General features: G+C 39.7%; 23 protein-coding genes. 3 read left to right on the top strand and 20 right to left on the bottom strand.

From position 1 onward, the window contains the following. Positions 1-321: 321 nt before the first annotated feature. From X919_RS0112575 to pfkA, 19 genes are all read right to left on the bottom strand, one after another. Positions 322-1,299: a ketopantoate reductase family protein gene (locus tag X919_RS0112575; RefSeq protein WP_028900412.1), complete on the bottom strand. Its 978-nt coding sequence runs from the start codon at positions 1,297-1,299 to the stop codon at positions 322-324. 239 nt (positions 1,300-1,538) lie between these two features. Next, entirely contained in the window at positions 1,539-1,709 is a 171-nt protein-coding gene (locus X919_RS16945) for a hypothetical protein (protein WP_172642743.1), read from the bottom strand. A 268-nt stretch (positions 1,710-1,977) separates the two neighbouring features. Beyond that, positions 1,978-5,202 (bottom strand): carbamoyl-phosphate synthase (glutamine-hydrolyzing) large subunit, encoded by a 3,225-nt coding sequence (gene carB, locus X919_RS0112585; RefSeq protein WP_028900413.1) that lies wholly within the window; start codon positions 5,200-5,202, stop codon positions 1,978-1,980. Between the two features lie 8 nt (positions 5,203-5,210). Beyond that, a complete protein-coding gene (gene carA / locus X919_RS0112590; protein WP_028900414.1) occupies positions 5,211-6,287 on the bottom strand; it encodes a glutamine-hydrolyzing carbamoyl-phosphate synthase small subunit in 1,077 nt (358 codons plus the stop codon). A 67-nt stretch (positions 6,288-6,354) separates the two neighbouring features. Beyond that, positions 6,355-8,241, bottom strand: coding sequence for an amidophosphoribosyltransferase (locus X919_RS0112595; protein ID WP_028900415.1), 1,887 nt, complete (start codon positions 8,239-8,241; stop codon positions 6,355-6,357). 79 nt (positions 8,242-8,320) lie between these two features. Then, positions 8,321-9,112, bottom strand: a complete 792-nt coding sequence (locus tag X919_RS0112600) for a polysaccharide biosynthesis/export family protein (protein ID WP_028900416.1) — start codon at positions 9,110-9,112, stop codon at positions 8,321-8,323. A gap of 678 nt (positions 9,113-9,790) precedes the next feature. After that, a complete protein-coding gene (locus X919_RS0112605) occupies positions 9,791-10,270 on the bottom strand; it encodes an SMI1/KNR4 family protein (RefSeq protein WP_028900417.1) in 480 nt (159 codons plus the stop codon). Between the two features lie 68 nt (positions 10,271-10,338). Beyond that, on the bottom strand, positions 10,339-10,491 hold the full coding sequence (locus tag X919_RS16720; RefSeq protein WP_155949732.1) for a hypothetical protein: 153 nt from the start codon (positions 10,489-10,491) through the stop codon (positions 10,339-10,341). Positions 10,492-10,910: 419 nt separating this feature from the next. Further along, positions 10,911-11,405, bottom strand: coding sequence for a pyridoxamine 5'-phosphate oxidase family protein (locus X919_RS0112615; protein ID WP_028900418.1), 495 nt, complete (start codon positions 11,403-11,405; stop codon positions 10,911-10,913). Between the two features lie 132 nt (positions 11,406-11,537). Next, complete coding sequence (locus X919_RS0112620; RefSeq protein ID WP_028900419.1) at positions 11,538-12,509, bottom strand: F0F1 ATP synthase subunit gamma; 972 nt, start codon at positions 12,507-12,509, stop codon at positions 11,538-11,540. A gap of 20 nt (positions 12,510-12,529) precedes the next feature. Beyond that, positions 12,530-14,113 carry a F0F1 ATP synthase subunit alpha gene (atpA, locus tag X919_RS0112625; RefSeq protein ID WP_028900420.1) on the bottom strand — a complete coding sequence of 528 codons (1,584 nt, stop codon included), beginning with the start codon at positions 14,111-14,113 and terminating at the stop codon, positions 12,530-12,532. 17 nt (positions 14,114-14,130) lie between these two features. After that, a complete protein-coding gene (locus X919_RS0112630) occupies positions 14,131-14,667 on the bottom strand; it encodes a F0F1 ATP synthase subunit delta (protein WP_028900421.1) in 537 nt (178 codons plus the stop codon). 25 nt (positions 14,668-14,692) lie between these two features. Continuing rightward, positions 14,693-15,196: a F0F1 ATP synthase subunit B gene (gene atpF, locus X919_RS0112635; RefSeq protein WP_028900422.1), complete on the bottom strand. Its 504-nt coding sequence runs from the start codon at positions 15,194-15,196 to the stop codon at positions 14,693-14,695. A gap of 19 nt (positions 15,197-15,215) precedes the next feature. Further along, positions 15,216-15,455 carry an ATP synthase F0 subunit C gene (gene atpE / locus X919_RS0112640; RefSeq protein WP_004379904.1) on the bottom strand — a complete coding sequence of 80 codons (240 nt, stop codon included), beginning with the start codon at positions 15,453-15,455 and terminating at the stop codon, positions 15,216-15,218. A 48-nt stretch (positions 15,456-15,503) separates the two neighbouring features. Then, positions 15,504-16,553, bottom strand: coding sequence for a F0F1 ATP synthase subunit A (gene atpB, locus X919_RS0112645; RefSeq protein ID WP_028900423.1), 1,050 nt, complete (start codon positions 16,551-16,553; stop codon positions 15,504-15,506). 23 nt (positions 16,554-16,576) lie between these two features. After that, positions 16,577-16,972 carry a hypothetical protein gene (locus tag X919_RS0112650; protein WP_028900424.1) on the bottom strand — a complete coding sequence of 132 codons (396 nt, stop codon included), beginning with the start codon at positions 16,970-16,972 and terminating at the stop codon, positions 16,577-16,579. Positions 16,973-16,988: 16 nt separating this feature from the next. Next, positions 16,989-17,234: an ATP synthase F1 subunit epsilon gene (gene atpC, locus X919_RS0112655; protein WP_028900425.1), complete on the bottom strand. Its 246-nt coding sequence runs from the start codon at positions 17,232-17,234 to the stop codon at positions 16,989-16,991. A 51-nt stretch (positions 17,235-17,285) separates the two neighbouring features. Continuing rightward, positions 17,286-18,812 (bottom strand): F0F1 ATP synthase subunit beta, encoded by a 1,527-nt coding sequence (gene atpD, locus X919_RS0112660; protein WP_028900426.1) that lies wholly within the window; start codon positions 18,810-18,812, stop codon positions 17,286-17,288. Positions 18,813-18,942: 130 nt separating this feature from the next. After that, positions 18,943-19,920 (bottom strand): 6-phosphofructokinase, encoded by a 978-nt coding sequence (gene pfkA, locus X919_RS0112665; protein WP_028900427.1) that lies wholly within the window; start codon positions 19,918-19,920, stop codon positions 18,943-18,945. 640 nt (positions 19,921-20,560) lie between these two features. On the opposite strand from pfkA, the gene X919_RS0112675 reads away from it, so the two are divergent. Continuing rightward, the gene (locus tag X919_RS0112675) at positions 20,561-21,166 is read left to right on the top strand and encodes an outer membrane lipoprotein periplasmic chaperone LolA1 (RefSeq protein WP_028900429.1); all 606 of its coding nucleotides are present in this window, start codon (positions 20,561-20,563) and stop codon (positions 21,164-21,166) included. Between the two features lie 205 nt (positions 21,167-21,371). Next, positions 21,372-23,396 (top strand): helix-hairpin-helix domain-containing protein, encoded by a 2,025-nt coding sequence (locus tag X919_RS0112685; protein WP_051502538.1) that lies wholly within the window; start codon positions 21,372-21,374, stop codon positions 23,394-23,396. A gap of 119 nt (positions 23,397-23,515) precedes the next feature. Here the strand turns inward: X919_RS0112685 and mscL are convergent, their stop codons facing one another. Then, positions 23,516-23,941, bottom strand: coding sequence for a large-conductance mechanosensitive channel protein MscL (gene mscL, locus X919_RS0112690; RefSeq protein WP_028900431.1), 426 nt, complete (start codon positions 23,939-23,941; stop codon positions 23,516-23,518). A gap of 261 nt (positions 23,942-24,202) precedes the next feature. Here mscL and gap point away from each other — a divergent pair, with 261 nt between their 5' ends. Then, positions 24,203-25,270 carry a type I glyceraldehyde-3-phosphate dehydrogenase gene (gene gap / locus X919_RS0112695; protein WP_028900432.1) on the top strand — a complete coding sequence of 356 codons (1,068 nt, stop codon included), beginning with the start codon at positions 24,203-24,205 and terminating at the stop codon, positions 25,268-25,270. Positions 25,271-25,357 lie beyond the last annotated feature (87 nt).

A 25,357-nucleotide genomic window follows, 5' to 3' on the forward strand; every position in this document is an offset into this window, starting at 1 on the left:
CTGGAGAAGCTTTGGGTTGATTACCCTAAATTCGGGGAATATGACCAACTCATACGCTTGGACCGCATTCCTTTGCAGGCTCGGGAACGTATTCTTGAGTATACGGACAAGGAGTTTCCAGCATTTAGGCAGTATCTCCAGCGAGATATTGAATGTTATCAGAAGACAAAATAGTGAACTATTCGTTAAAGTAAAAATGTTAAGTCAATCGTGTCGTGTAACAACAAAATTAATTTTATTCTATTCTATTTATACCCTCTAAATTTATCTTTTAGTGTCTATTCAACTTAGGGCTCTACATAGACACAGGCTATATAAAGTCTACAATTTTGCTTTGAGTAACGCTACTTTACGATAGAATATTGGGGCAGAAATGTGATTTGATTTTCCTTCGTTATAAACACATTCACAAATATACAGCAAATCCTCTATATTGCCGTGCAACTCCATAATCCTACGGGTTAAATTATTGCGCGCAAACATACGTTTCATAAAATAGGCTGAGAGACGTGCTGGCAAGTAAAACAACCATAATTTATCTCGAAGGAGTTTCAAGTTTATTCCTCGTGAAGCCACGATTTTCAAGGTTTCTCGGACAATTTTAATCACTTCCGCGAGCAATGTGGTAGAGTTCATCAGCCTACGCGCCGCTTGTGCGCTATCATTGATATCGGTAGCTGCCCCGGCAACAGTAATCACTGCAGCGTTGATAGCCATGTGCAGGGCTATCCACTCTATCATATCGTGGGGCTGCTCTAATTGAATATGACAGGAAGCGAATAGCTGACACACATCTGTTCCATTCGTAATGCCCACGCTGGATACATTTTCCAACATGAAATGGTCAAATACGCAAGCATCTAATTTTGCCTGCGAAGGGATAGAATCCCCCCCGCATTCCAAGTGACCTCCAGCTACTGGAAAGCCTAAAATGTAATGATAGCCCTGCATCATTCGGTCAAGAGTGGCCCTGTCAAGCCACAAATTACAGCATATCAAGAGCGTTCCCTCGAATTGTTCCTCACGAATTTCCTGCATCACGGATGAGATTTTTCCCTGTGCCACGCTCACGAAGATTAAATCGTATCGTTTCTTTGAACAAAGCGTAATGTCATATTGCCCCTCCGTCTGAATTCCTTCAGCCGACTTTCGCCCATCCAATAGTGACACACTCAACTGCTTGATGACTTTCTTGTGACTTTCGTTGCGTAAATAGTGCTCCACATGGTGCCCTGCCTGCTTAAAAAGAAAGCCATAAGTACTACCGATAACTCCCAGTCCAATGATTAATATATTCATGATTCCACTTATCCTTTTATGCCTTTAGTCCATTACATTATCAATGCTGAAGCAGCACAAGTTGCTAAAATCTCAGAAAAAAAGCCGTTTTTTAGCATCATTATAGCCTCAATCGTGTGCAAATCACACGCATTTTTCAACAGAATGCAATATAGATTAGTCCCCCTTCTACAACACAAAAAAAGAGGATGTGCCGATAAGCACATCCCCGATCTCTCATTTCATTACGTTTGTACAAATTACTTTGCAGAATCTGCAGCTGCAGAATCAGCAGGTGCTGCATTTGCAGTGTCAACCTGTTGGATTGAATCTGAGTCATTGTTACCTGCGTTGTTAGCAGTTTTGTCATGACAAGATGCGAGAGAGATAGCTGCAACAGCTACAAACATAAATGCTACTAATTTCTTCATTTTCTTTGCTTTTTAAATCTGTAAAACAATCATTTGTTATTAAAACACTGCAAAGGTAAGTATTTTTTTGATATGCGACCTAATTTTTTAACTACTTTTTTTTATGTTTTGTGTAACTTTTTTCTAAGACACTAATTTACAATCACTTATAAAACACATTTAAAAAGGAGCTTTATATATGAATTTTAGAGGAATGGATTATTACCCCTGAAGATTTACCAAGAGGCATCTTTTTGGGGATAAATCCATTCCACATATCTTCCACTACTTAATATTCATCCCAAGATTTAATGTCTATATCCTCTAATCTTGTTGAACAAAATGCTTGAATAAAAGCACTTGCCAAACGACTATTCGTTAATAGAGGTATATTTAAATCTATAGCTGCTCGCCGTATACGATAACCATTTGTTAACTCATGCACTGTCAAGTTCTTTGGAATATTTACAATCATATCAATCTTTCGTTCTCTTAGTAACTCTAAGGCTTGCGGATTTTGATTGGTTTCCGATGGCCAGTAAACGCGTGTATTAGGAACCCCATTCTCAGAGAGATAAGCACTCGTTCCTCCTGTGGCATAAAGCTCATAGTGATGAGCAATCAATAGCCTCGCTGTTTCTAACATTTCAGCCTTTTGCTTGGCTCCACCCGTTGACAACAACACTGATTTTTTAGGAATGCGATAACCCACAGAAAGCATGCTCTTTAACAATGCCGCATTGGTATCATCCCCTAAACATCCTACTTCACCTGTAGAACTCATGTCCACACCAAGGACAGGATCGGCCTTTTGAAGACGGTTAAAGGAGAACTGACTTGCTTTGATACCGACATAATCGAGGTCAAAGAGATTCTTATTAGGTTTCTCTACAGGCAGCCCCAACATCACTTTCGTCGCTAAATCAATGAAATTCAGTTTAAGTATTTTACTTACAAAAGGGAAAGAGCGGCTGGCACGAAGATTACATTCAATAACCAAAATATCATTATCGCGAGCCATGAACTGAATATTAAATGGCCCATTAATATGTAAATTCTTAGCTATTTCACGACTAATGCGCTTAATACGTCTTACTGTCTCAACATAAATCTTTTGAGGTGGAAATTGAATAGTTGCATCTCCAGAATGAACTCCAGCAAACTCTACATGCTCACTGATAGCATAAACAATAATCTCCCCATTCTTTGCAACTGCATCCATCTCTATCTCTTTCGCATTTTCTATAAACTTAGAGACTACAACAGGATGATCCTCACTAACATTAGCTGCCAAAAGTAAGAAACGCTTTAATTCATCTTCATTAGAACAAACATTCATTGCTGCACCTGACAACACATAAGATGGCCGGACTAAGACTGGATAACCAACACGATTAACAAAAGACTCAATATCTTCCATATTACTCAAAGCTTGCCATTCTGGTTGATTAATACCATGTTCTGTGAGCATTGCTGAGAATTTAGCACGATCTTCAGCACCATCAATATCTTGAGCCTGAGTACCCAAGATAGTAACATGTTGTGCATCTAATTTTAAAGCCAAATTATTTGGTATCTGGCCTCCCGTGCTAACAATTACTCCATGTGGACATTCCAAATCTATGATATCCATAACTCGCTCAAAAGTGAGTTCATCAAAATACAAACGATCACACATATCATAATCAGTCGAAACAGTCTCTGGATTATAGTTTATCATTACCGAGCGCCAACCTTCCTTACGAATCGTATTAAGAGCCTGTACCCCACACCAATCAAATTCTACTGAACTTCCGATACGATAGGCGCCAGAACCTAAGACAACGATGGAACGTTTGTCATTTGAGAATGTTACATCATGAGCTGTACCTCCATAAGTAACATAAAGATAATTGGTTTGCGCTGGATACTCAGCAGCTAAAGTGTCAATTTGTTTAACTACAGGGAGAATATTATAATGCTTACGTAGATTGCGCACCAACAATGAAGCCTCGTGCATATTACTGACTTCATTTTCTAAACCAATAGCACGTGCAATCTGGAAATCTGTAAATCCATAAACCTTTGCATTCAACAAAATATCTTTATCTAAAGTATTGATATTAAAATGATGTAGCTCTTCATTAATATCCACTATATGCTGCAGTTTTTGCAGAAACCATTTATCAATTTTTGTTAGTTCATGTATTTGGTCTACAGTATAGCCATGTTGAAGTGCTTTCGACAACACAAAGACACGCTTATCAGTTGGTTCCCGTAAGGCCGCATCTATATCTGCAATGGCAAGTTCTTTATTATCAACAAAACCATGCATCCCTTGCCCTATCATTCGAAGTCCTTTCTGAATAGCTTCTTCGAAATTCCGTCCAATGGCCATCACTTCACCCACAGACTTCATACTTGACCCCAATTCCTTATCTACACCATGAAATTTGGATAAATCCCAACGTGGAATCTTACAAACGACATAATCAAGAGCGGGCTCAAAGAAAGCACTCGTAGTTTTTGTTACAGAATTCTTTAATTCAAAAAGTCCATAACCAAGACCTAACTTTGCAGCTATAAAAGCTAATGGGTAACCTGTTGCCTTTGAAGCTAAAGCAGATGACCGCGAAAGGCGAGCATTTACTTCTATCACACGATAATCTTCACTCACAGGATCAAAAGCATATTGCACATTACACTCACCAATAATGCCTATATGCCGAACAATTTTTATAGATAATGCACGCAACTTATGATATTCATGATTGGTCAGTGTTTGTGAAGGGGCAACAACGATACTCTCACCTGTGTGAATTCCCAATGGATCAAAATTCTCCATATTACAAACAGTGATACAATTATCATACTGGTCACGAACGACTTCGTATTCTATTTCTTTCCACCCCTTCAGACTCTTCTCGACTAATACTTGTGGTGAAAAAGAGAAAGCTTTCTCACAAAGTTTATTTAACTCATCTTCATTATCTGCAAATCCAGATCCTAACCCACCTAAAGCATAGGCAGCACGAATTATAACAGGATAGCCTAAATCAGATGCAGCTCTTCTCGCTCCTGCAATATCTTCACAAGCTTCACTCTTAATGGTATTAACATCAATTTTATCTAATTCTTCTACAAAACGTTCTCTGTCTTCTGTTTTCATTATTGCAGCAACAGGTGTACCTAATACTTGTACCCCATACTTAGCAAACACACCAGATTGCTCTAATGCTACGCCACAATTTAATGCAGTCTGTCCACCAAAAGACAACAGAACCCCATCAGGATGCTCTTTCTGAATGACTCGCTCAACAAAATAAGGTTGAACAGGAAGAAAGTAAATATGATCAGCGACCCCTTCTGAAGTTTGTACTGTTGCAATATTAGGATTGATTAAAATGGTTTCAATACCTTCTTCGCGAAGTGCTTTTAATGCTTGAGAACCAGAATAGTCGAACTCACCCGCTTCACCTATTTTTAGTGCACCAGAACCTAATAGCAACACCTTTTTAATATCTTTGTGCTTCATTATACTAACTATTTTAATGTCTCTATAAACTTATCAAAAATAAACTCTGTATCAACAGGACCAGAACAAGCTTCAGGATGGAATTGGCAACTAAACCAGGGTTTCTCTTTATGTCGAATACCTTCGTTTGAACCATCATTCATATTTACAAACAGCTCATCCCAATCATGCCCCAAGGTCTTTGCATCAACAGCATAACCATGGTTCTGACTTGTTACAAAACAGCGATTTGTATCCTTCATACGAACTGGTTGGTTATGTCCTCTATGACCATATTTCAACTTATAAATTGTTGCTCCAGCAGCCTTTGAAAGCAATTGATTCCCCATGCAAATACCGCAGATAGGCTTATTACTCTCATTCATCTGCTTGCGTAACACTTCAACTGCAGCTAAACATAAATTAGGGTCTCCTGGTCCATTTGATAAAAATAACCCATCAAAATCCAAGTTTGTATAGTCATAATCCCATGGAACTCGAATAACCTCTACCCCACGCTGTATCAAACAGCGAATGATATTTGCTTTTGCGCCACAATCAAGCAAAACAACCTTTTTCCCAGCACCTTCATTATAACGGATAATCTCCTTGCAGGATACTTGATCAACAAAATTTATACTGGCATAATCAACCTCTTCGATTTCGCTTCCATCATTATCAAAGACCAGTTTTCCCATCATTACACCATGCGAACGCAAGACCTTTGTCAATTCACGTGTATCAATTCCTGTAATTCCTGGAATCTTTTCGCGTTTCAACCAATCCGACAAACTTCCCTGGGCATTCCAATGACTATAAAGTGAACTATAATCATTCACGATAAGTCCTGAGACATAAATTCGGTCACTCTCCATAAAAAGTGGGAGTCCTTGCTCATCCATTGAAAAAGCAGGAACACCATAATTACCTATTAGAGGATAGGTTAACACCAATAATTGGCCTGCATAAGATGGATCCGTAAGACTTTCTGGATAACCAACCATTGCAGTATTAAATACCACTTCTCCTGCAACAGAAGCTTCATAGCCAAAGCTTTCTCCACAGAAAGTGGTACCATCACTCAAGACCAACGTCACATTCTTCATTTCACTATGCTATTTTAATAAGTTGTTACTCAATATTATACGTATATACGCAAGAAGAATTAGAGAATTACTTCCCTAATTCTTCTTGTTCATAATAATTAATAAAAGATTGGTTACACGATTTTGTTCCACCCTGAGTAGGATAATATCCCGTAAAATACCAATCACCTTGATGCTTCGGTATGGCATGATGAAGCCCCTCTATACTTTGAAATACAAGCTCTATAGGAGTCGTAACACCTGAAGGACGGAGCATCTTAACAATCTGTTGATTAATCTCTTCTACAGAAAAAGGCTCATAAAGCATACGAACACAATTTTGCATTGGGACATCTTTTGCTTTCAACTGCTGTAAGCAAGATTTATATGTGGCATGTATGATATGTGCTAAGCCTCGTTCTTTTAATAAGGCAATCGTGGCACGGAATACACAAAATTCCTCTAAACGTGGCATATCTATACCATAATAGTCTGGATAGCGTATCTGTGGAGCACTACTTACTATGACAATTTTCTTTGGATGAAGACGATTTAAGATACGCAGGATACTCTTTTTCAAAGTTGTACCACGAACAATACTATCATCTATAACAACCAAATTATCAACATGGGGTTCAATACTCCCATAGGTTATATCATAGACATGACTAGCCAAATCATTACGACTATTACCTTCTGCTATAAAGGTGCGCAGTTTGATATCCTTCCATGCTACTTTCTCTGCACGCACACGCACATTCAATATTGCTTCCAACTCTTCATGAGTTGGAATATGTCCTAAGCACTCTATCTGCTTTATTTTTTGTCTGTCTAAATATTTTGTCAGGCCATTCTGCAAACCATAATATGCAACCTCAGCTGTATTTGGAATATATGAAAATACTGTGTGTAGCAAATCGCCATCAATAGCTTTCAGTACCGAAGGAACTAACAACTCGCCTAAACGTTCACGCTCGGCATAAATATCTCGATCAGATCCACGACTAAAATAGATTCGTTCAAAAGAGCAGGGGGCAGTTTCCTTTGGTGTTATAATTTGTTCTACCAAGCATTCTCCATCCTTTTTTACCATTAAGGCTTGACCTGGCTGAAGCTCTAACACATCATCACACTCTAAGTCAAATGTCGTTTGCAACACAGGTCGCTCACTGGCTAAGACAACAATTTCATCATCTTTATAATAGAATGCGGGACGGATACCCCAAGGGTCGCGCATAGAGAACATCTCACCGCTACCTGTCACCCCACAAACAACATAACCTCCATCAAAACGCGGCATCGTTGTTTGCAATACGTTTTTCATATCCACGTGCTGCTCTATATAAGACGTAATGGCTGTATTCTCTAATCCATACTCCTTTGCGGCGTTGAAATTACGTTCTACTTCGCGATCTAACCGATGTCCCATTAGCTCCAACATTATATAGGTATCGCTATAAATGCGCGGGAATTGACCTTGCTGTGTAAGTTGATGAAAGACTTCATCTACATTGGTCATATTGAAATTACCACAGAAGCAGAGATTTTTTGCTTTCCAATTGTTTCGGCGCAAAAAAGGATGCACATAGGTTATACCGCTCTTACCCGTAGTGCTGTAACGAAGATGTCCCATATAAAGTTCGCCAGCGAAAGGAAGATTTTCTTTTGCATATTCCACATCGATCAAATTCTGAGCTTCAACAGCTGCATAACTATCATGCACCTTACCAAAAATCTCTGTGATAGCGTTCGAACCTTCTGCACGCTCCCGAAACATATATTCAGAACCAGCCTCAGTATCAAGCTTTACACATGCCATTCCTGCTCCTTCCTGTCCACGATTGTGTTGCTTCTCCATCATCAAGTAAAGTTTATTTAACCCATACATCCATGTGCCATACTTTTCTTGATAATAAGATAAGGGTTTTAACAACCTTATTAATGCTACACCACAATCTTCCTTTAATTCTTCCATGCCGAAAACACCTTTACTGAATATTTTTAAACAAAAAAAGAATGAAAACAACAATGCTTTTCCATTCTTTTAGTTTCTATCACCGCAACACTGTAACCATGAACGATGCTAAACTCACAACTATTCCTACCAATGAGAACCACAGTGAAGTAGAATTACCTATCATTGAGTTTTGAGATTGTACCGTGTTGGGTTGTACATAAATAATATCATTTTGCTGCAAATAGTAATAAGGTGAATTGATGATATTTGCATCATTCAAATTCAAACGATGATATTCTTTTTCTCCATCAGCTTTCTCACGAATTAGAATGATGTTATCACGCTTTCCGTATATAGTTAAGTCTCCAGCCTGTGCCAAAGCTTCTATAATACTAATCTTCTCGGTTGATACAGGTATCACACCTGGTGACTTCACCTCTCCCGTAATAGTCACACGATAACTTGCCATACGCACTGTAACTACAGGATTTTCATTTGCAGCTAAATAAGGAGCAATTTTATTCTTAATCATATCTTCACACTGATTCTTGGTTAACCCTGCCACATGCAATTTCCCCACGACTGGAAAATTAATATTACCTTGATTGTCAACCAAATAGCCATCTGTTGTTGTCGTTGTCCCTACAGCCTGCCCACCTTTGCTACCTCCTGTTCCATTATTAAACGGAGCAGACACCTGAGGATCGGTAGTATTCACCGTTACTAATATCAAATCTTTGGGCATAATATGTGCATCATACAAGCCTTTTGATGCCGCCAAGCTCACCTCATCTATATTTTTGAAATAGGCAACTTTCTTCACTCCAGCACATGCACTTAACAATAAAACTCCCAGGCAAATATAAAATAGGGATAAGACTTTTTTCATACGTAACTTCTAATATTTTATCGTGTTGCAAAATTAAATTTATTTTTTGGAAAAGACAAATATTTCTCTCATTAATATGAGTATAACACATAGTGGCACGTCTATGGACATGTTACACATACCAACACTGCAATCGTAATGTTCCAAAATATAGACTATTGGCATTGAAATTCAAAAACGACACATACCCTAACCAAACGACGAAGCTTCTTACTCGTATCGTCTATTTATATTTATAGCGTTTTTTTCATCATCTTATCATGCAACTTCTAATCTATATCGTTTTGATATGTAATATAACGCATATTAGCGCATAAAATTATATCTTTTGTTCGATGATATGATATATAATTGCAACGTGACTTCATCTAAAATAACTTTTACCCCCATCCTCAACAATTTAAAATTCTTTGTTGAATCATTACAGCCAAAGCCTTGCCTTCTGATAATTCAATTGAGAATGCTGACTTGATAGGAATAGCAGTCTCCCTGAGACAAGACGATAATAAAACTGTAAAAAGCAATGTCGCTATTGAACGAGATGGAATATTATCGTTATTCATTTTCCTTATCTGATTTTATTATACCATGACGATACTTGTTTTACCTTGCTAAAACTTCCATATTAAACTATTGGAATTAATAGACCCCATATATTAATGTATAGTATCGTCAAATTCAACCACGTTCAAAATAATGTCCTTCTGTATTAAAGCGGAGTAAAAAATCCTCTAACGAGTTTGCAATCTTTCTTTCGAAAAAATAAATGGCATTTTGGCTACCTATTGCCTTTTTATCAATATGTAGATAAGTTCCTTCACACAATTCAAAAAAAATATACTTGTTTCGAAAAATAGAACTATTATACAATTCCATATCTGGATCACACCTATAATAGTCCTGTCTAAGATTAATTTGTTTAAAACTAATTACATCTAATAGCCTGTCACTATTATCCTTATTATTTTGGAAAAAGAAAGCATAACCTATATGTCTATAAAAAAATTCCAACTCGAAAGGTATTTCTATTTCTTTCTTCACTAATTCAATTTCAGAATTAGAAATAGGAAAAAAATGATGTTTGAAATTTTTATATATTTCTTTTTCCCTATCATTCTCATTTGGCAATACATATTTTTTTAACTGCATATAAATCATAACTCTAATCATTTAAATAAATATCTTGCTGGTGAATATTTACCATGAATTAACCTCCGAAGCCCTTGTCATTTCGCAGCAGGATGAATATTCCACCACTCATTATCGCCACCATATTTATTTTTTATAATATACTCTTCACTCTTTTGATTTGTAGATCTTCTAAACCTTTTAACCCCACGATCTGTGGCTATATCTTTTGGTATTTCAACATTTACCATTACATAAAAGTCAATGCCTACTTGTACATTACCAAATAAAAAAACATTATCACTTTTTATTTAGTATAAATATACTAAAATACACATTGTCATTATTGCCATCCTGTAAAAACAAATCAAAAATTTGTAATCCTTTTTTTACCTTAGTAGATTTTGTCTTTCAGCTACAACTAGTAAGCACCATCAAAACGTTTGTTCTATTAGAAAACAATTTATATTTTAGACTTAATGGCAGAAGATATCGTGTTAGATATAATCTCGTTAAACTAATTAGAATGCAAAAGTCTTATCTAACAGCAATATTTATTTTTAGATTAATCTTCCCAATACAATTCATACAAATTGACATCTTTCATTTCCATATGCCAATAATATCTTTTATTCTTTTATAAGTGTAGTATCCCCATCTCTGATTCAACTTAATCGGCCGTATGCACATACTTACATTTAGCACTAAATTCAGTAAATTCGACACGAATGATATTTACCCGATGGAATGATTTTTCAGAATATTTTGCACCCAATTCTTTAAATTCGGGTGAGAGCTTATCAACCAATTTTAATAATGCTTGCATGCGTTCTTCTGGCGAAAGGTGAATGTGCGCTGTACCACGCAATAACACACTCTCATATTCTGTGGTAAACTTTCCTGGCAACAAGTGCACATCGCCTACAATGCAGAAACTCACTTGTGGATGCTTGGCCAAAGCTTCTAACTTGTGCCCTTCCGGAGCACAATGAATATAAATAGAAGAATCTCCATCCCACACATGGTTAACAGGGATACCATAAGGTAGCCCGTCGGCATCGATCATATTCAACACACCATATTCAGCTGTCCGCAGTAACTCTAATGCGCGTTCTTCGGTCATCAATCGATCGCGCCGGCGAACGGTTTCATTATTAAACTTCATCATCTTATCTCGTTTTTATAGGGCAGATTATCTGCTCCGTCATATTGTTTTAAAGCTAAATCGTGCACCAAAATAAATTTGATACACGATTCATTCAGTCCCTTTTTCAAAGAATAATATCTTGAGCCTCATCTAATTATTAATGCTTCCACCCACAATATCGAGCAACTCATTGGTGATGGCTTGCTGACGACTCTTGTTATACTGCAAGTTAAGTGCGCGCAACAACTCATTGGCATTATCGGTAGCTGTTTGCATTGCCACCATACGTGCAGCGTGCTCGCTGGCATTGCTATCCAAAAGAGCTGTGTAGATTTGCAAATCTAATTCCTTGGGGATTAAAGACGACAATACACTCACCAAATCAGGTTCTACGATGAAGTTATCATTAATAGCAAGGACACCAGTCTTTTGCTTCTCTTCTTCACGTGCCTTACGCTTTCGCAAATACTCCTGCGCCTTCGCTGTAGCAACATTGCTGGTTAAATCGCGGTCGTTCTCTACGCCTATCGCTTCTGTTGATAAATCAATCGGGAGATAAACCTTCTGCATGAGGATTTGACTACCAGCAGATTTGAAATGGTGATAAATCAACTCAACCTTATCTATTTCACGCGCCAGAAACTTATCTCGTAGTTCTTCCGCAATACTTGCACACTCGGTCGCATTCGGTTTCTCTGCCAATTGCACAAAACTATGCGCAACCTTAATGCCATGCTTCTGAGCATATTCTTCAATTTTCCGACCTATGGGATAAACTATAATATTTTCAACGCCTTGTGCCCGATAGGCATTAACAGTGGCCTGAAAGGCTTTGAGAACATTATTGTTGAAGCCACCGCACAACGAACTGTTGCTCGTAAACACAACAAATGCAACAGTATGAACAGGCCGTATATGGGCTAACTCATTCTCTGTATCGGGGAGTGTGACTAAAAATGACTTCAACATATGCTCAAGCATATTGGCATAAGGAAGCATATTGAGAATAGCGGTCTGTGCATGATGCAACTTACTTGATGCAACCATTTTCATAGCACTCGTTATCTTACGCGTGCTATTAACAGAAGCTATTCTCGTTTTTATCTCTTTTAAAGACGGCATCTACTCTGTTCTTTCTTTGTTTATTTATATTGTCCTGCAATATTAGCCATCGTTTCTTCAATCACCTTAATGGAATCATCGGTCAAGTCGCCATTTGCCAAGGAAGAAATTACATCTGCATGTGAAGAACGCATAGCTTCCAAGAACAAATCTTGACAATCACGAACGGCTTCAACAGGCACATCATGCATTAAACCATGTACGCCACAATAAAGGATGGCAATTTGTTCTCCTACAGGCATGGGATGATATTGTGGTTGAATAAGCAACTGATTATTCTTACGCCCACGATCCAAAGTCATCGCCGTAACAGCATCCATATCACTTGAGAACTTAGAGAAAGCCTCCAACTCACGATACTGTGCCATATCCAATTTCAATGTTCCTGCCACCTTCTTCATACTCTTGATTTGTGCAGAACCACCCACACGGGATACAGATATACCTACATTAATTGCTGGACGAAATCCCTGATTAAAGAGATTTGTTTCCAAATAAATCTGCCCATCAGTAATAGAAATCACATTGGTAGGAATATATGCCGACACATCACCTGCTTGTGTTTCAATAATTGGCAAGGCTGTTAGCGAGCCACCTCCACGCACATGACCTTTCATGCAGGCTGGAAGGTCGTTCATCTGCTCGGCAATTTCCTGCTGATTATTGATGCGTGCTGCGCGCTCTAATAAACGAGAGTGCAGATAAAACACATCGCCAGGATAAGCCTCACGACCTGAAGGACGACGCAAAATCAACGAAACTTCACGATAAGCAACGGCCTGCTTCGACAAATCGTCATAGATGACAAGTGCACTATAACCACGATCGCGGAAATACTCACCGATTGCTGCGCCCGCAAAAGGTGCATAATATTGCATGGCGGCAGGGTCCGCAGCCGTAGCACTCACAATGATTGAATAGGGCAATGCACCATGCTCGCGCAAAGTTTGCACCAATGCGGCAACCGTTGAAGCCTTTTGGCCAATGGCTACATAAATGCAATATACTGGCTTACCCGCCTCATAAAAACTTTTTTGATTAATAATCGTGTCTACAGCAATAGCGGTTTTACCCGTTTGTCGGTCACCAATAATTAACTCACGCTGGCCACGACCAATTGGAATCATAGAGTCAACAGCTTTCAATCCTGTCTGCAATGGTTCTTTAACGGGCTGGCGGTAAATCACACCGGGTGCCTTTCTATCAAGTGGCATCTCGAATGCCCCCGTTAAATCAATATCACCTAAGCCGTCGATTGCTTCACCCAAAGGGTTTACCACACGGCCTAAGAAGTTGTCATTTACTTGAATTGATGCAATGCGATGTGTGCGCTTTACGGTCTGTCCTTCCTTAATTCCTGCAGTAGGCCCTAACAGAATGCAACCGATATTGTCTTCCTCTAAGTTCATCACAATGGCCATTGTACCATTCTCGAACTCTAAAAGTTCACTCGCTTCTGCATTACGCAAGCCATAAACACGTGCTACACCATCAGCAACAGTGAGCACCACACCCACCTCGTCAAACTTTTCGTCAAGTTTAAGGTTCTGAAGCTCTTGCAATAGCACTTCAGAAACCTCACTGGGATTAATCTTATCTGACATTTTATTCTTTTTATAAATTATCCATTAAGCGCTGATAACACCTTGCGGAGCTTCGTCTGTACACTCGCATCCATACGGTAAGAATCATACTCCAAAATGAAACCACCAATCAAGTCGGTATCAATTTTCGATGAAAACTCAACCTCACCATGCGTGTAGCTTTCTATCAATTGCTTAACTTTTTGCTCTGTTTCTAAATCTACAGGTGAGGCCGTCGTCAATTGGCTTAACGTGATATGCATCAACTCACGATAAATTGAGACATAAGACGCGGCCATAAACTGCAACAACTCACCCCTATTCTTTTTCAAAATGAGCCTTATGAATTTTTGGGTCAATGCACACACTTTGCCGCCACAAGCCAATTCAAGAAGATTTTGCTTCTCTTCATTGGATAGCATGGGGCTATCAACAGCTATCTTCAGTTCATGAACCGTAAAATAACTGTGCAAAAGGGTTTGCATCTCGGCATAAAGCACATCTTCTTGATGTTCTATCACGGCCTCCTTTAATAAGGCCCGTGCATACCGAACCGAAATAACACCCAAATTCATAAATTACAATTTAGAAATAAATTAATCATTTAGAAACTTCATCTAACAACCGATCGATATTTGCCTGCTGAGCCTTGTCTGAAGAAAGCTCTTCACGAAGGATCTTTTCTGCGATCTTTACACTTAATTCTGCCACTTGAGAACGAATATCACGAATAGCTTCTTGCTTTTCGAATGCTATTTGCTGCTTGGCCTCTGCGATAATCCTCGCACTCTCCTGACGAGCTTTCTCTTCAGCTTTCTCAACAATTGCATCACGTGTTTCGGCAGCCTCTTTCATTATCTTAGCCTGCTGTTCGCGTGCTTCTTGCAAGAGGGTCTCTCCCTCTTGCTTGATATGCAGCAAACGCTCTGATGCTTCATGTGCCTTGGCAAGACTCTCGTCAATATATTGTTTACGCTTCTCTACCGTATTGGTAATAGCAGGGAAACCAAACCTAACCAAGAAAAATAAAACCACCAGAAACGCAAAGAGCATCCAAAATAGGAGCCCTAAGTCAGGCGTTAATATGGAAGGCAAATTCTCCATTAATTATAATCTTTCTTAATTAGATAATAAATGCACAAGCTGCTATTGCAAACAAAGCACAACCTTCAACGAAAGCTGAAGTCAAAATCATGTTTGTCATAATACGGCTTGATGCTTCTGGCTGGCGTGCAATAGCATCCATGGCGCTACCACCAATCTTACCAATACCTAAACCTGCACCAATAACTGCAATACCTGCTCCCAAACCACAGCCTAACTGTGCTAAACCAGCGGCTGCTAATAATGTTGAAATCATCATAATCTTACGTTTTAATTATTTTATTCTAATTTTATTTCTTATCAAAAACTATTCGGTTTCTGCTTGCGGATGAGCCAAACCGATAAAAACTGCTGTCAACAATGTGAAAACATAAGCCTGCACAAATGCGACCAAAAACTCCAAAGCATTCATGAACAGCAACATAACAATGCTAAACGTATTCAATCCTATACCAAAGCCAACCCCCATAGACCAACCTAAAAAGATCACGCAAGTGAAACTTAGAATTACAGCATGCCCTGCCATCATATTCGCAAATAAACGAATCATCAAAGCAAACGGTTTGGTAAACACCCCAAACAACTCTATAGCCGGCATCAAAGGGACCGGAACCTTTAGGAATGTTGGCACATGAGGCCAAAAAATATCTTTCCAATACTCACGACTACCAAAAACATTAATGGCTATCATTGAGCATATTGCTAAAAATAAAGTGATATTAATATTTCCCGTTATGTTTGAGCCTCCTGGGAAAATAGGAATTAACCCTATCAGATTTGACGTAAGGATAAAGAAAAATACGGTGAGTAAAAAGGGCGCATAAGGCTTATAATGCTTTTCACCTATAGAACCCTTTACCACATCATCATTTATCGTCATGACAATCATTTCTATTGCACCAACAAAGCCTCGCGGCGCTTCTGACTTTTCATCATGATACTTGTACCAACGAGAACTGTAACCAAAGATGCACAATAATACAAGAACGACAATCCAAATCTGAAGCACCACTTTCGTTATACTCAAATCTAAAGGCCTCACGTGTGAACCGTTCGGCATCTGCTCATAAATCTTTCCATGATGCGCGGCATCAAAGAAAAATGGTTTTGGCAATGTTTCTGCCGTGCAAACACCCCATGTCCCCGTAGCAGAGCTGCGCACAATAATGGGCAATGGAATACTCAACGATTTACCTTTGTATGAAGCAATATGCCATTCATAATTATCAGACAAGTGCTCCAACACAATCTCTGATATATTTAGCCCCCCCGCTGCAGCCTCCTCTGTGGCACCCCACAACTGTAATGGTAGAAAGGAGATGAGGAATAAAAGTACTATCGTTTTTATTTGCTTCATATTTCTAAACGCAACAAAATATTCTATGCCAATTTATTGACATGTGTAAAAAAAAGGAGATGGTGCACAAGCATCGCAAAGTAATAGGGAACGAAGAGCAACAAGAAAGACATCATTGTACTTCTACCCGTTGCTAAGAAGTAGATAAAAATAACCAATAATGCAACAAGAAAGCGAAAACCAGAAACACCCATCAAGAAAGAGGCCTTAACTTCTACCTGATTTTGGTAGATGTGCCCCCAAATTATTCCGACAACGACTTCAATGATTAGGAAAAAGCAAAGTCCTGTCAGTATCGGAGCAAGAAGGATATGATACTGGAGAAGTTGCAGAACCAATAGCTCTAACAAAAATGTACCCATCGCGACTTGAAGCGCTTCACGTACATATTTCTTTCCATTATAAACGTTTTTTCCCATTATAATGCCGTGCATTTTACGATAATTCAACACACAATCGTACCTCATCTTTCTGAACCTCGACAAAACCACCTGCAACAGGTTGTTCTGAAAGTTCTTGCTTATCGGAAAGATAGCTCACAACGCCAGCAGTCAATGAAGAGATAATGGGCGCATGATGTTCCAATATCTCAAACATTCCCATTATACCAGGAACAACTACACGAACGACTTCTCCATCAAAAATAGTCCGTTCAGGGCTTATAATCTTCAATCTCAGCATGTAATTCCTTTCTACTACAATGTGACTTTCCTTTTAAAATTCTCATCTCCTTTAGGCCTTCGCTGCCTCAAGAAGCTGTTTTGCCTTTTCACGAACATCTTCGATCGTCCCGACATTGATGAAAGCCTGCTCAGGCAAATCGTCAACTTCTCCATCAAGGATTGCATTGAAGCCTTTAATAGTATCTTCAATGGGAACCATCACACCCTTCAACCCTGTAAATTGCTCGGCAACCGTAAAAGGTTGTGACAAGAAACGTTGAACTCGTCGTGCACGGTTCACGGTCAATTTATCCTCGTCAGACAATTCATCCATACCTAAAATCGCAATAATATCTTGAAGTTCATTATAGCGTTGCAACAACTGTTTCACACGCTGTGCACATTCATAATGTTCCTTACCGACGATTAATGGATCTAAGATACGTGAGGTACTACCCAATGGATCTACTGCTGGATAGATACCCAATTCTGCAATCTTTCGGGAAAGTTCTGTTGTGGCATCCAAATGTGAGAATGTTGTAGCTGGGGCTGGGTCTGTTAAGTCATCTGCCGGTACATAAACAGCCTGCACAGAAGTAATAGAACCATTCTTTGTTGAAGTAATTCGTTCCTGCATTGCACCCATTTCACTGGCCAAAGTTGGCTGATAACCCACAGCTGAAGGCATACGACCTAACAAGGCAGATACCTCAGAGCCAGCCTGTGTGAAGCGGAAAATGTTATCAATAAAGAACATGATATCGGCTGATTCACCATCTTTACCACCATGGTCTCTAAACTCTTCAGCTACCGTTAATCCAGAAAGTGCTACAGAAGCACGTGCCCCTGGAGGTTCATTCATTTGGCCATAAACCAAAGTTGCCTGACTTTCGGCCAACTGTTCTTTATCCACTAATGACAAATCCCACTTACCTTCTTCCATTGCTTTTCTGAAAGCATCGCCATACTTAATGACACCGCTTTCCAACATATCGCGCAACAAGTCGTTACCCTCACGCGTACGCTCTCCAACACCTGCAAAAACAGAATAACCATTATGTCCTTTTGCAATGTTATTAATCAACTCCATGATAAGTACAGTCTTACCAACACCAGCGCCTCCAAACAAGCCAATCTTTCCACCTTTCATATAAGGTTCCAACAAATCTATTACCTTGATACCCGTTGAAAGCATTTCCTTATGCGTGGAAAGCTGATCAAATGTTGGAGCCGCACGATGGATGGGATAAGCACCTTTCATATCTAAGGCAGGCATTCCATCAATAGGTTGGCCAATAACATTCATCATACGGCCTTTGATTTGGTCGCCAGCAGGCATCGTGATAGGACTTCCTGTTGGAATAACTTCTAAGCCCCTGCTCAACCCATCTGTATTATCCATTGCCACACATCTCACGGTATCCTCGCCAATGTGTTGCTGCACCTCAATAATCAGCTCACTCCCATCAGCACGCTCCACCTTCAACGCTTCATAAATCTTGGGTAATACTTTCTCGGCTTCTAACCCTGTCGTATCAAAATAAACGTCTATAACAGGACCGATAATTTGAGAAATGTGTCCAATAACTTGCGACATATATGTTTGTTTTTTAATTTATTCGTTACCAACTAAAATACAATGGCAAAAGTACCACTATTCATAAAAACAACAAAAGTTATTTTATTTTTATTTTTAATGTATCTTGTTTTTTATACTTTCTTAAATCTTAGATACTTAATTCATCAAGCACCTTTATCAGCTTCCTATCCAAAGGTTTATCACTACGAATGGCTTCGCTCAATGGAACATAAACAATCTCACCGTTACGAATGCCCACCATCACATTGCGTTGTCCCTGCATGATTGCTTCAACGGCACCAACTCCCGTTCGGCAAGCTAAAATACGATCACGAGCCGATGGGCGTCCACCACGCTGGAGATGGCCCAGAATAGATATTTTCACATCATATTGCGGAAACTCTTTTTTCACACGATTTGCATAATAGATAGCGCCACACTTAGGACTCTCACTAACAATAACAATACTACTTCGCTTACTCTTACGAATTCCGCGTTCCATGAACTGTGCCAATTGGTCAACATCGGTGCTATCTTCAGGAATAATGGCAGCCTCTGCACCTGCTGCTATAGCAGAATTCTGCGCTAAAAACCCAGCATCACGTCCCATCACTTCCACAAAGAAAATACGCTCGTGGCTTTGCGCAGTATCCCGTATACGGTCAACACATTCTACAATAGTATTCATCGTCGTGTCATAGCCTATCGTACTATCCGTTCCATAGAGGTCATTGTCTATTGTACCTGGCAGTCCAATACAACAAATATCATATTCTTCGGCAAACTTCATAGCTCCTGTCAACGAGCCATTACCACCAATTACAACCAAAGCATTAATACCTTCTTTTACTATATTTTCATAAGCCTTTGCACGACCCTCTACAGTCGTAAAATCAGTTGAGCGTGCTGTTTTTAAAACAGTTCCACCTTCGCTGATAATACCACTCACATTCTCTGTCGTAAAATCTACAATTTCACCATTAATGAGACCATCATACCCGCGATATACAGCTTTAATTTGGAAGCCATTGTAAATACCAGCACGCGTCACTGCCCGAATAGCTGCATTCATTCCTGGCGCATCACCACCAGAGGTAAGTATGCCAATCGTTTTAATCTTTGCCATTATCGTATATCTTTTACTCTTATTATCGTTTGCACTTCTGCATTATCCTTTTCATAATGCTTTCATCGGGGCAAAGATAACAATTATTCTGAACACGGCAAAAATGAATGACAATTTTATTTGATTTCACCCTTTTGGAGAACGACCTTTCGTTTTTCATCGTGAAACAGAAAAGACATGCACCTGCAAAATGGCATAGAAAACTCGTCAGAAAGAGGACTTATGAAAAAATCACGAAAAACTACGCGCGAAGGACTATTTCGATTTTAAAACATCCCTTCGCGCGTGTGCGAAAGGGGGCTTTTGTAAAAAAACTACGAAAAACTACGCGCGAAAGGCTATTTCGATTTTAAAACACCCTTTCGCGCGTGTGCGAAAGGGGGCTTTTGAAAAAAAACTACGAAAAACTACGCGCGAAGGGCTATTTCGATTTTAAAACACCCTTTCGCGCGTGCGCGAAAGGGACGTTTCCCATCGGCTACTATCGGCTAAAATGTGTGCTACCCCTTGATGCGAAGCGGCTCATTCTGCTTTCTTGGCGAAAATAAACATTATTTTTCTGGCGAGATGAAGCACGGCCACGAAACATTTTGTACTTTTGTGCCACAAAGAATATAGATAACAACAAGAAACAAAAAGAATGAAACGAATTTTATTTTGTATGCTGTTTGCGGCTCTAACGATGGGCGTTTGTGCGCAACAGGCTGACAAAGCACGAAAGATTTTAGACAAAACAGCAACAATCGTTGGTCACAAAGGAGGAGCATCGGCCAGCTTTTCCATCCAATCCAGCAACGTGGGAACCACGAAAGGCACCATCGCCATCAAAGGGAACATGTTTCATGTAAGTACAGATAAAGCCACAATATGGTATAATGGGAAAACCCAATGGACCTACATGAAGGCTACAAACGAGGTGAATATCACGACCCCGAATGCTGCAAAACAAGCCCAACTCAATCCCTATAAGTTCTTGTCGCTTTACAAAACAGGCTACCAGTTGTCGATGAAAAGTGTGCGAGCACCTTATCAAATTCATCTCACGGCCATTGATAAGCAGCAGTCACCACAAGAGTTTTACATCACTATCAGCAAAACTTATGTGCCCACGCTCATCAAGATGCGACAGGCGTCAAACTGGACCACCATCAGAATTTCTAATTTTAGACAGCAAGAACACAATGTTGGGCTCTTTTCATTTCAATCAAAAGACTTCCCTAAAGCCGAAATCATTGATTTGAGATGATATAAGGACACTACAACAAGCCCTTGCAAAAGTCACCCAAGAGGTCGTCTATGTTTTTCGCATAGACGACTTTTTTTTGAGCATTACACCCCACTTTTTTCATTTAATACCCTAAACAACACCTCAATATGCAATTCTTCATAAAAAAAGTTGGAACATAACACTTTTTTCTTTAGGTTTGTGCCACTTTGAATAAATACTGGTCATGAACAAATGCCCCACAAAACAACACCTAAGATGGTTATTGGCCGCACTGCTCACTTGCATAGCGACCACATCAATAGCACAAACACAATCTACATGGCAAGAAGATTATCAAGAATTCATACGCGAAGAAGATGAAGATAAAGCGCCTGACGAAGAACTTTATGAATGGTTAGCATCTTTCATTGCCAAGCCCATTGACCTCAATCGTGCCACGCGTGAAGACTTAGAACAGCTGCCATTCCTGAGCGATCAGCAAATAGAAGACATCCTTTTTTATCGCTATCAATGTCAAAACATACGCTCAACAGCCGAGTTACATCTTATTCCATCGCTCAGCAATGCTTGCGCACGTCTACTTGCGCATTTCATTAGTGTAGAGATGCCCTCAGAAAAGCCTTACAACTCATTATTAAAGTCTCTCCATCATGGCTATCATCAAATAATGTTCAGCGCAAACATTCCACTCTATCAGCGTCGTGGTTTTACAGAAAGAAAGTATTTGGGTGACCCCATAAAACATGACTTTCGCTACACTTTTCAGGCTAATCATCAAATAGCATGGGGATTAATAGGTGCACAAGATGCGGGTGAGCCCTTTTTCAGGCAAGGCAACTCTTGTGGCTACGATCACTATGCTGGTTACCTCTTACTTCGCAATTTTCACTGCATTAAGACAGCCATCATAGGAGATTATCGTGTGAAAGTAGGGATGGGACTGGTTATCAACAACGATTTTGCCTTGGGAAAGACCATGCTACGCTATGCTTTAGAGCGCACCACAGCAACACTTCATCCACACGCCTCCCGCACAGCAGGCAACTATCTTCAAGGCGCAGCTGTAACAATAGCACTCAATCGATATATCACCACTACAAACTTCGTTTCTTATCACGCTAACGATGCCACGTTAAATAAAGATAAGTCTGAGACAATTTCCACCTTATTATATAATGGACTGCACAGAACCGAGCAAGAGATGCTTCATAAAAACAACCATCAGCAGTTTGTTGCTGGAACCCATCTACAATATGCCAAAGATGGTTTCCACCTTGCCACAACCTTACTCCATACCACTTTGAGCCGCGTTTTCCGCCCCAACACCACACAACTCTACAAGCAATTTGCTCCTGCAGGGAAGCACTTCACCAATCTTTCAATAGACTACGGCTACACCAATCGTCATCTAAGTTTCATGGGTGAGACAGCGATGGATAAGTGTTGTGCATTAGCCACTCTCAATAGTCTCACTTGGCAAATGAGTAGTAGTGTGCAAATGCAATTCATTCAACGCTTCTACAGCCTACGTTATCAAAGTTTATTCGCACGGAGTTTTGGTGAAAATGGCCATGTTCAAGATGAGAGTGGTATTTTCTCCAGCTTACAATGGCACATCAATGCCCTGCATCAGCTCTATTTTGCAGCCGACTATGCTTATTTCGCTTGGCCAAGATACCGGCAATCTTTTGCCGGAACACATGCCATAGAAGCATGCACGCAATGGGATTTTCAAGGTAACAACTGGCGCATGAATGTACGCTACAATTATCGATTGCAACAACAAGACGTTCCTGATCATAGCCAACTACATAACAAGCATACACATCGCATACGCATACAAACAATTTATCCCCTTTGGCAATGGCAATGTCAGACAGAATTGGATGGTGTCGTTGTGGCACAAGAAAAACAATCTCCAGGATTTCTACTGTCGCAAACTGCCACAAAAAGCTGGAATGCGGCATCCATCACAGCACACATCGCCTATTTTTATACCCAAGACAACCAAGCTGCACTCTACCAATATGAACGAGCATTGCGCTATCAATTTCATTTTTTACGTTTTTCAGGCAAGGGTATGCGCTACGCCTTACAAAGTAAACTCATTTGCAACCATCACTTCATTTTCATTGCTCACGCGGGTTTGACCCATTATTTTGATCGCCAAACTATCGGCACTGGCCCTCAACAAATTATGCACCCTGTTCAAGCGGATATTCAGATACAAACTATTTTAAAATTCTAACACTAACCAGCCCAAAAGACAACAAAAAACTTTCTTCAACCATAGAAACTATAAAGAGGCGAAGATGTGCTTGCATCTCCGCCTCGAATACTTATAAAAGGTAATCCTCCTACGTTGTTTTATTTATTTTTCAATAAATCACGGATTTCACTCAGCAGCTGCTCTTCTTTAGAAGGTTCTGGCTCTGGAGCAGGTGCTACAGGCTCTTCTTCTTTTTTCTTACTAAGCTTAGTTATTCCTTTCACCATCAAGAACACACAGAATGCAATAATAAGGAAGTTAAACACTGTCTGTAAGAAATTACCATAATTGATGGTCACAGCCTTTGTCTGCTCTAATCCTGGAACAAATGATTGCGGAAGTGTAATCTTCAAATCACTAAATTGTACACCACCGATAAGCCAACCAATAGGAGGCATAATTATGTCGTCGACTATTGACGAAACAATCTTACCAAATGCACCGCCAATAATAACACCGACAGCCATGTCAACAGCATTGCCTTTCACGGCAAAATCTTTAAACTCTTGAATAAATTTACCCATATTTTTTAAAATGACACTGTGTAATAAACGAATCCCCCTAACAGAGGCAAGTTTGTTATATCGAGTTTACAAATTTAAACTTCAAATGAAGTCGAACTATATTTTGCAACTGGGGAGCGCCGTTTTTATAATATTTAATACAACTTGCGCCTGCAAAAGTAAAAAAAATATTGTATCTTTGCAACCGTCAGAAGCAGAATATTTCTACTTGTAACATAGAAAGGATATATTTTATAAACTCTTATAAAAACAAAAGTAAAAATGACAAAAGTAGCTATTAACGGTTTCGGCCGTATTGGTCGCCTCGCATTCCGTCAGATGTTTGAGGCTGAAGGTTATGAAGTTGTTGCTATCAACGACTTAACAAGCCCTAAGATGCTTGCACACCTCTTGAAGTATGACACAGCTCAGGGTGGTTTCGCAGGTAAATATGGTGAAGGCAAGCACACTGTAAGCTATAAGGATGCTGTTCTCGGAGAAGATGGTAAGACAGTTGTTACTCCTGGTTCTATCACTGTTGATGGCAAGGAAATTACAATTTATGCAAAACCAAATGCAGCTGAACTTCCTTGGGGTGAGTTAGGCGTAGACGTTGTACTGGAGTGCACAGGTTTCTACACATCAAAAGCTAAGGCTTCTGCTCACTTGCAGGCTGGTGCTAAAAAAGTTGTTATCTCTGCTCCTGCAGGAAACGATCTTCCAACCATCGTTTACAACGTAAACCACAAGACATTAACTCCTGCTGACACCGTTATTTCTGCAGCTTCTTGCACAACCAACTGCTTGGCTCCTATGGCTGCAGCATTGAACAAGTATGCTCAAATTCAAAGCGGTATCATGTCAACGATTCACGCTTATACGGGCGACCAAATGATTCTTGATGGTCCTCAGCGCAAGGGTGACCTCCGCCGTTCACGCGCAGGTGCTTGCAATATCGTTCCTAACTCAACAGGTGCAGCAAAGGCTATCGGCCTCGTTATTCCTGAATTGAATGGCAAATTGATTGGTTCTGCACAGCGCGTTCCTACCCCAACAGGTTCAACAACCATCCTTACAGCTGTTGTCAAAGGCAACGATGTAACAGTTGAAGGTATCAATGCAGCAATGAAGGCAGCAGCAACTGAGAGCTTTGGTTACAACGAAGACGAAATCGTTTCTTCTGATGTTATCGGCATGCGCTTCGGTTCTCTCTTCGATGCTACCCAAACTATGGTTAGCAAAGTCGCTGATGGCTGCTACCAAGTACAGGTTGTTTCTTGGTATGACAATGAGAACTCTTACACTTCTCAAATGGTTCGTACCATCAAGTACCTCGCTGAATTGAAGTAAGATACAACCTATAAGACTTTTGCTTGATTGTACATCGTACATTCTTAGCAGGTTAAAATCATCTCTGTCAGCCGTGCTGACAGAGAT

Origin of the sequence: Prevotella sp. HJM029, assembly GCF_000599605.1 — a bacterium.
Taxonomy (GTDB): Bacteria; Bacteroidota; Bacteroidia; order Bacteroidales; family Bacteroidaceae; genus Prevotella.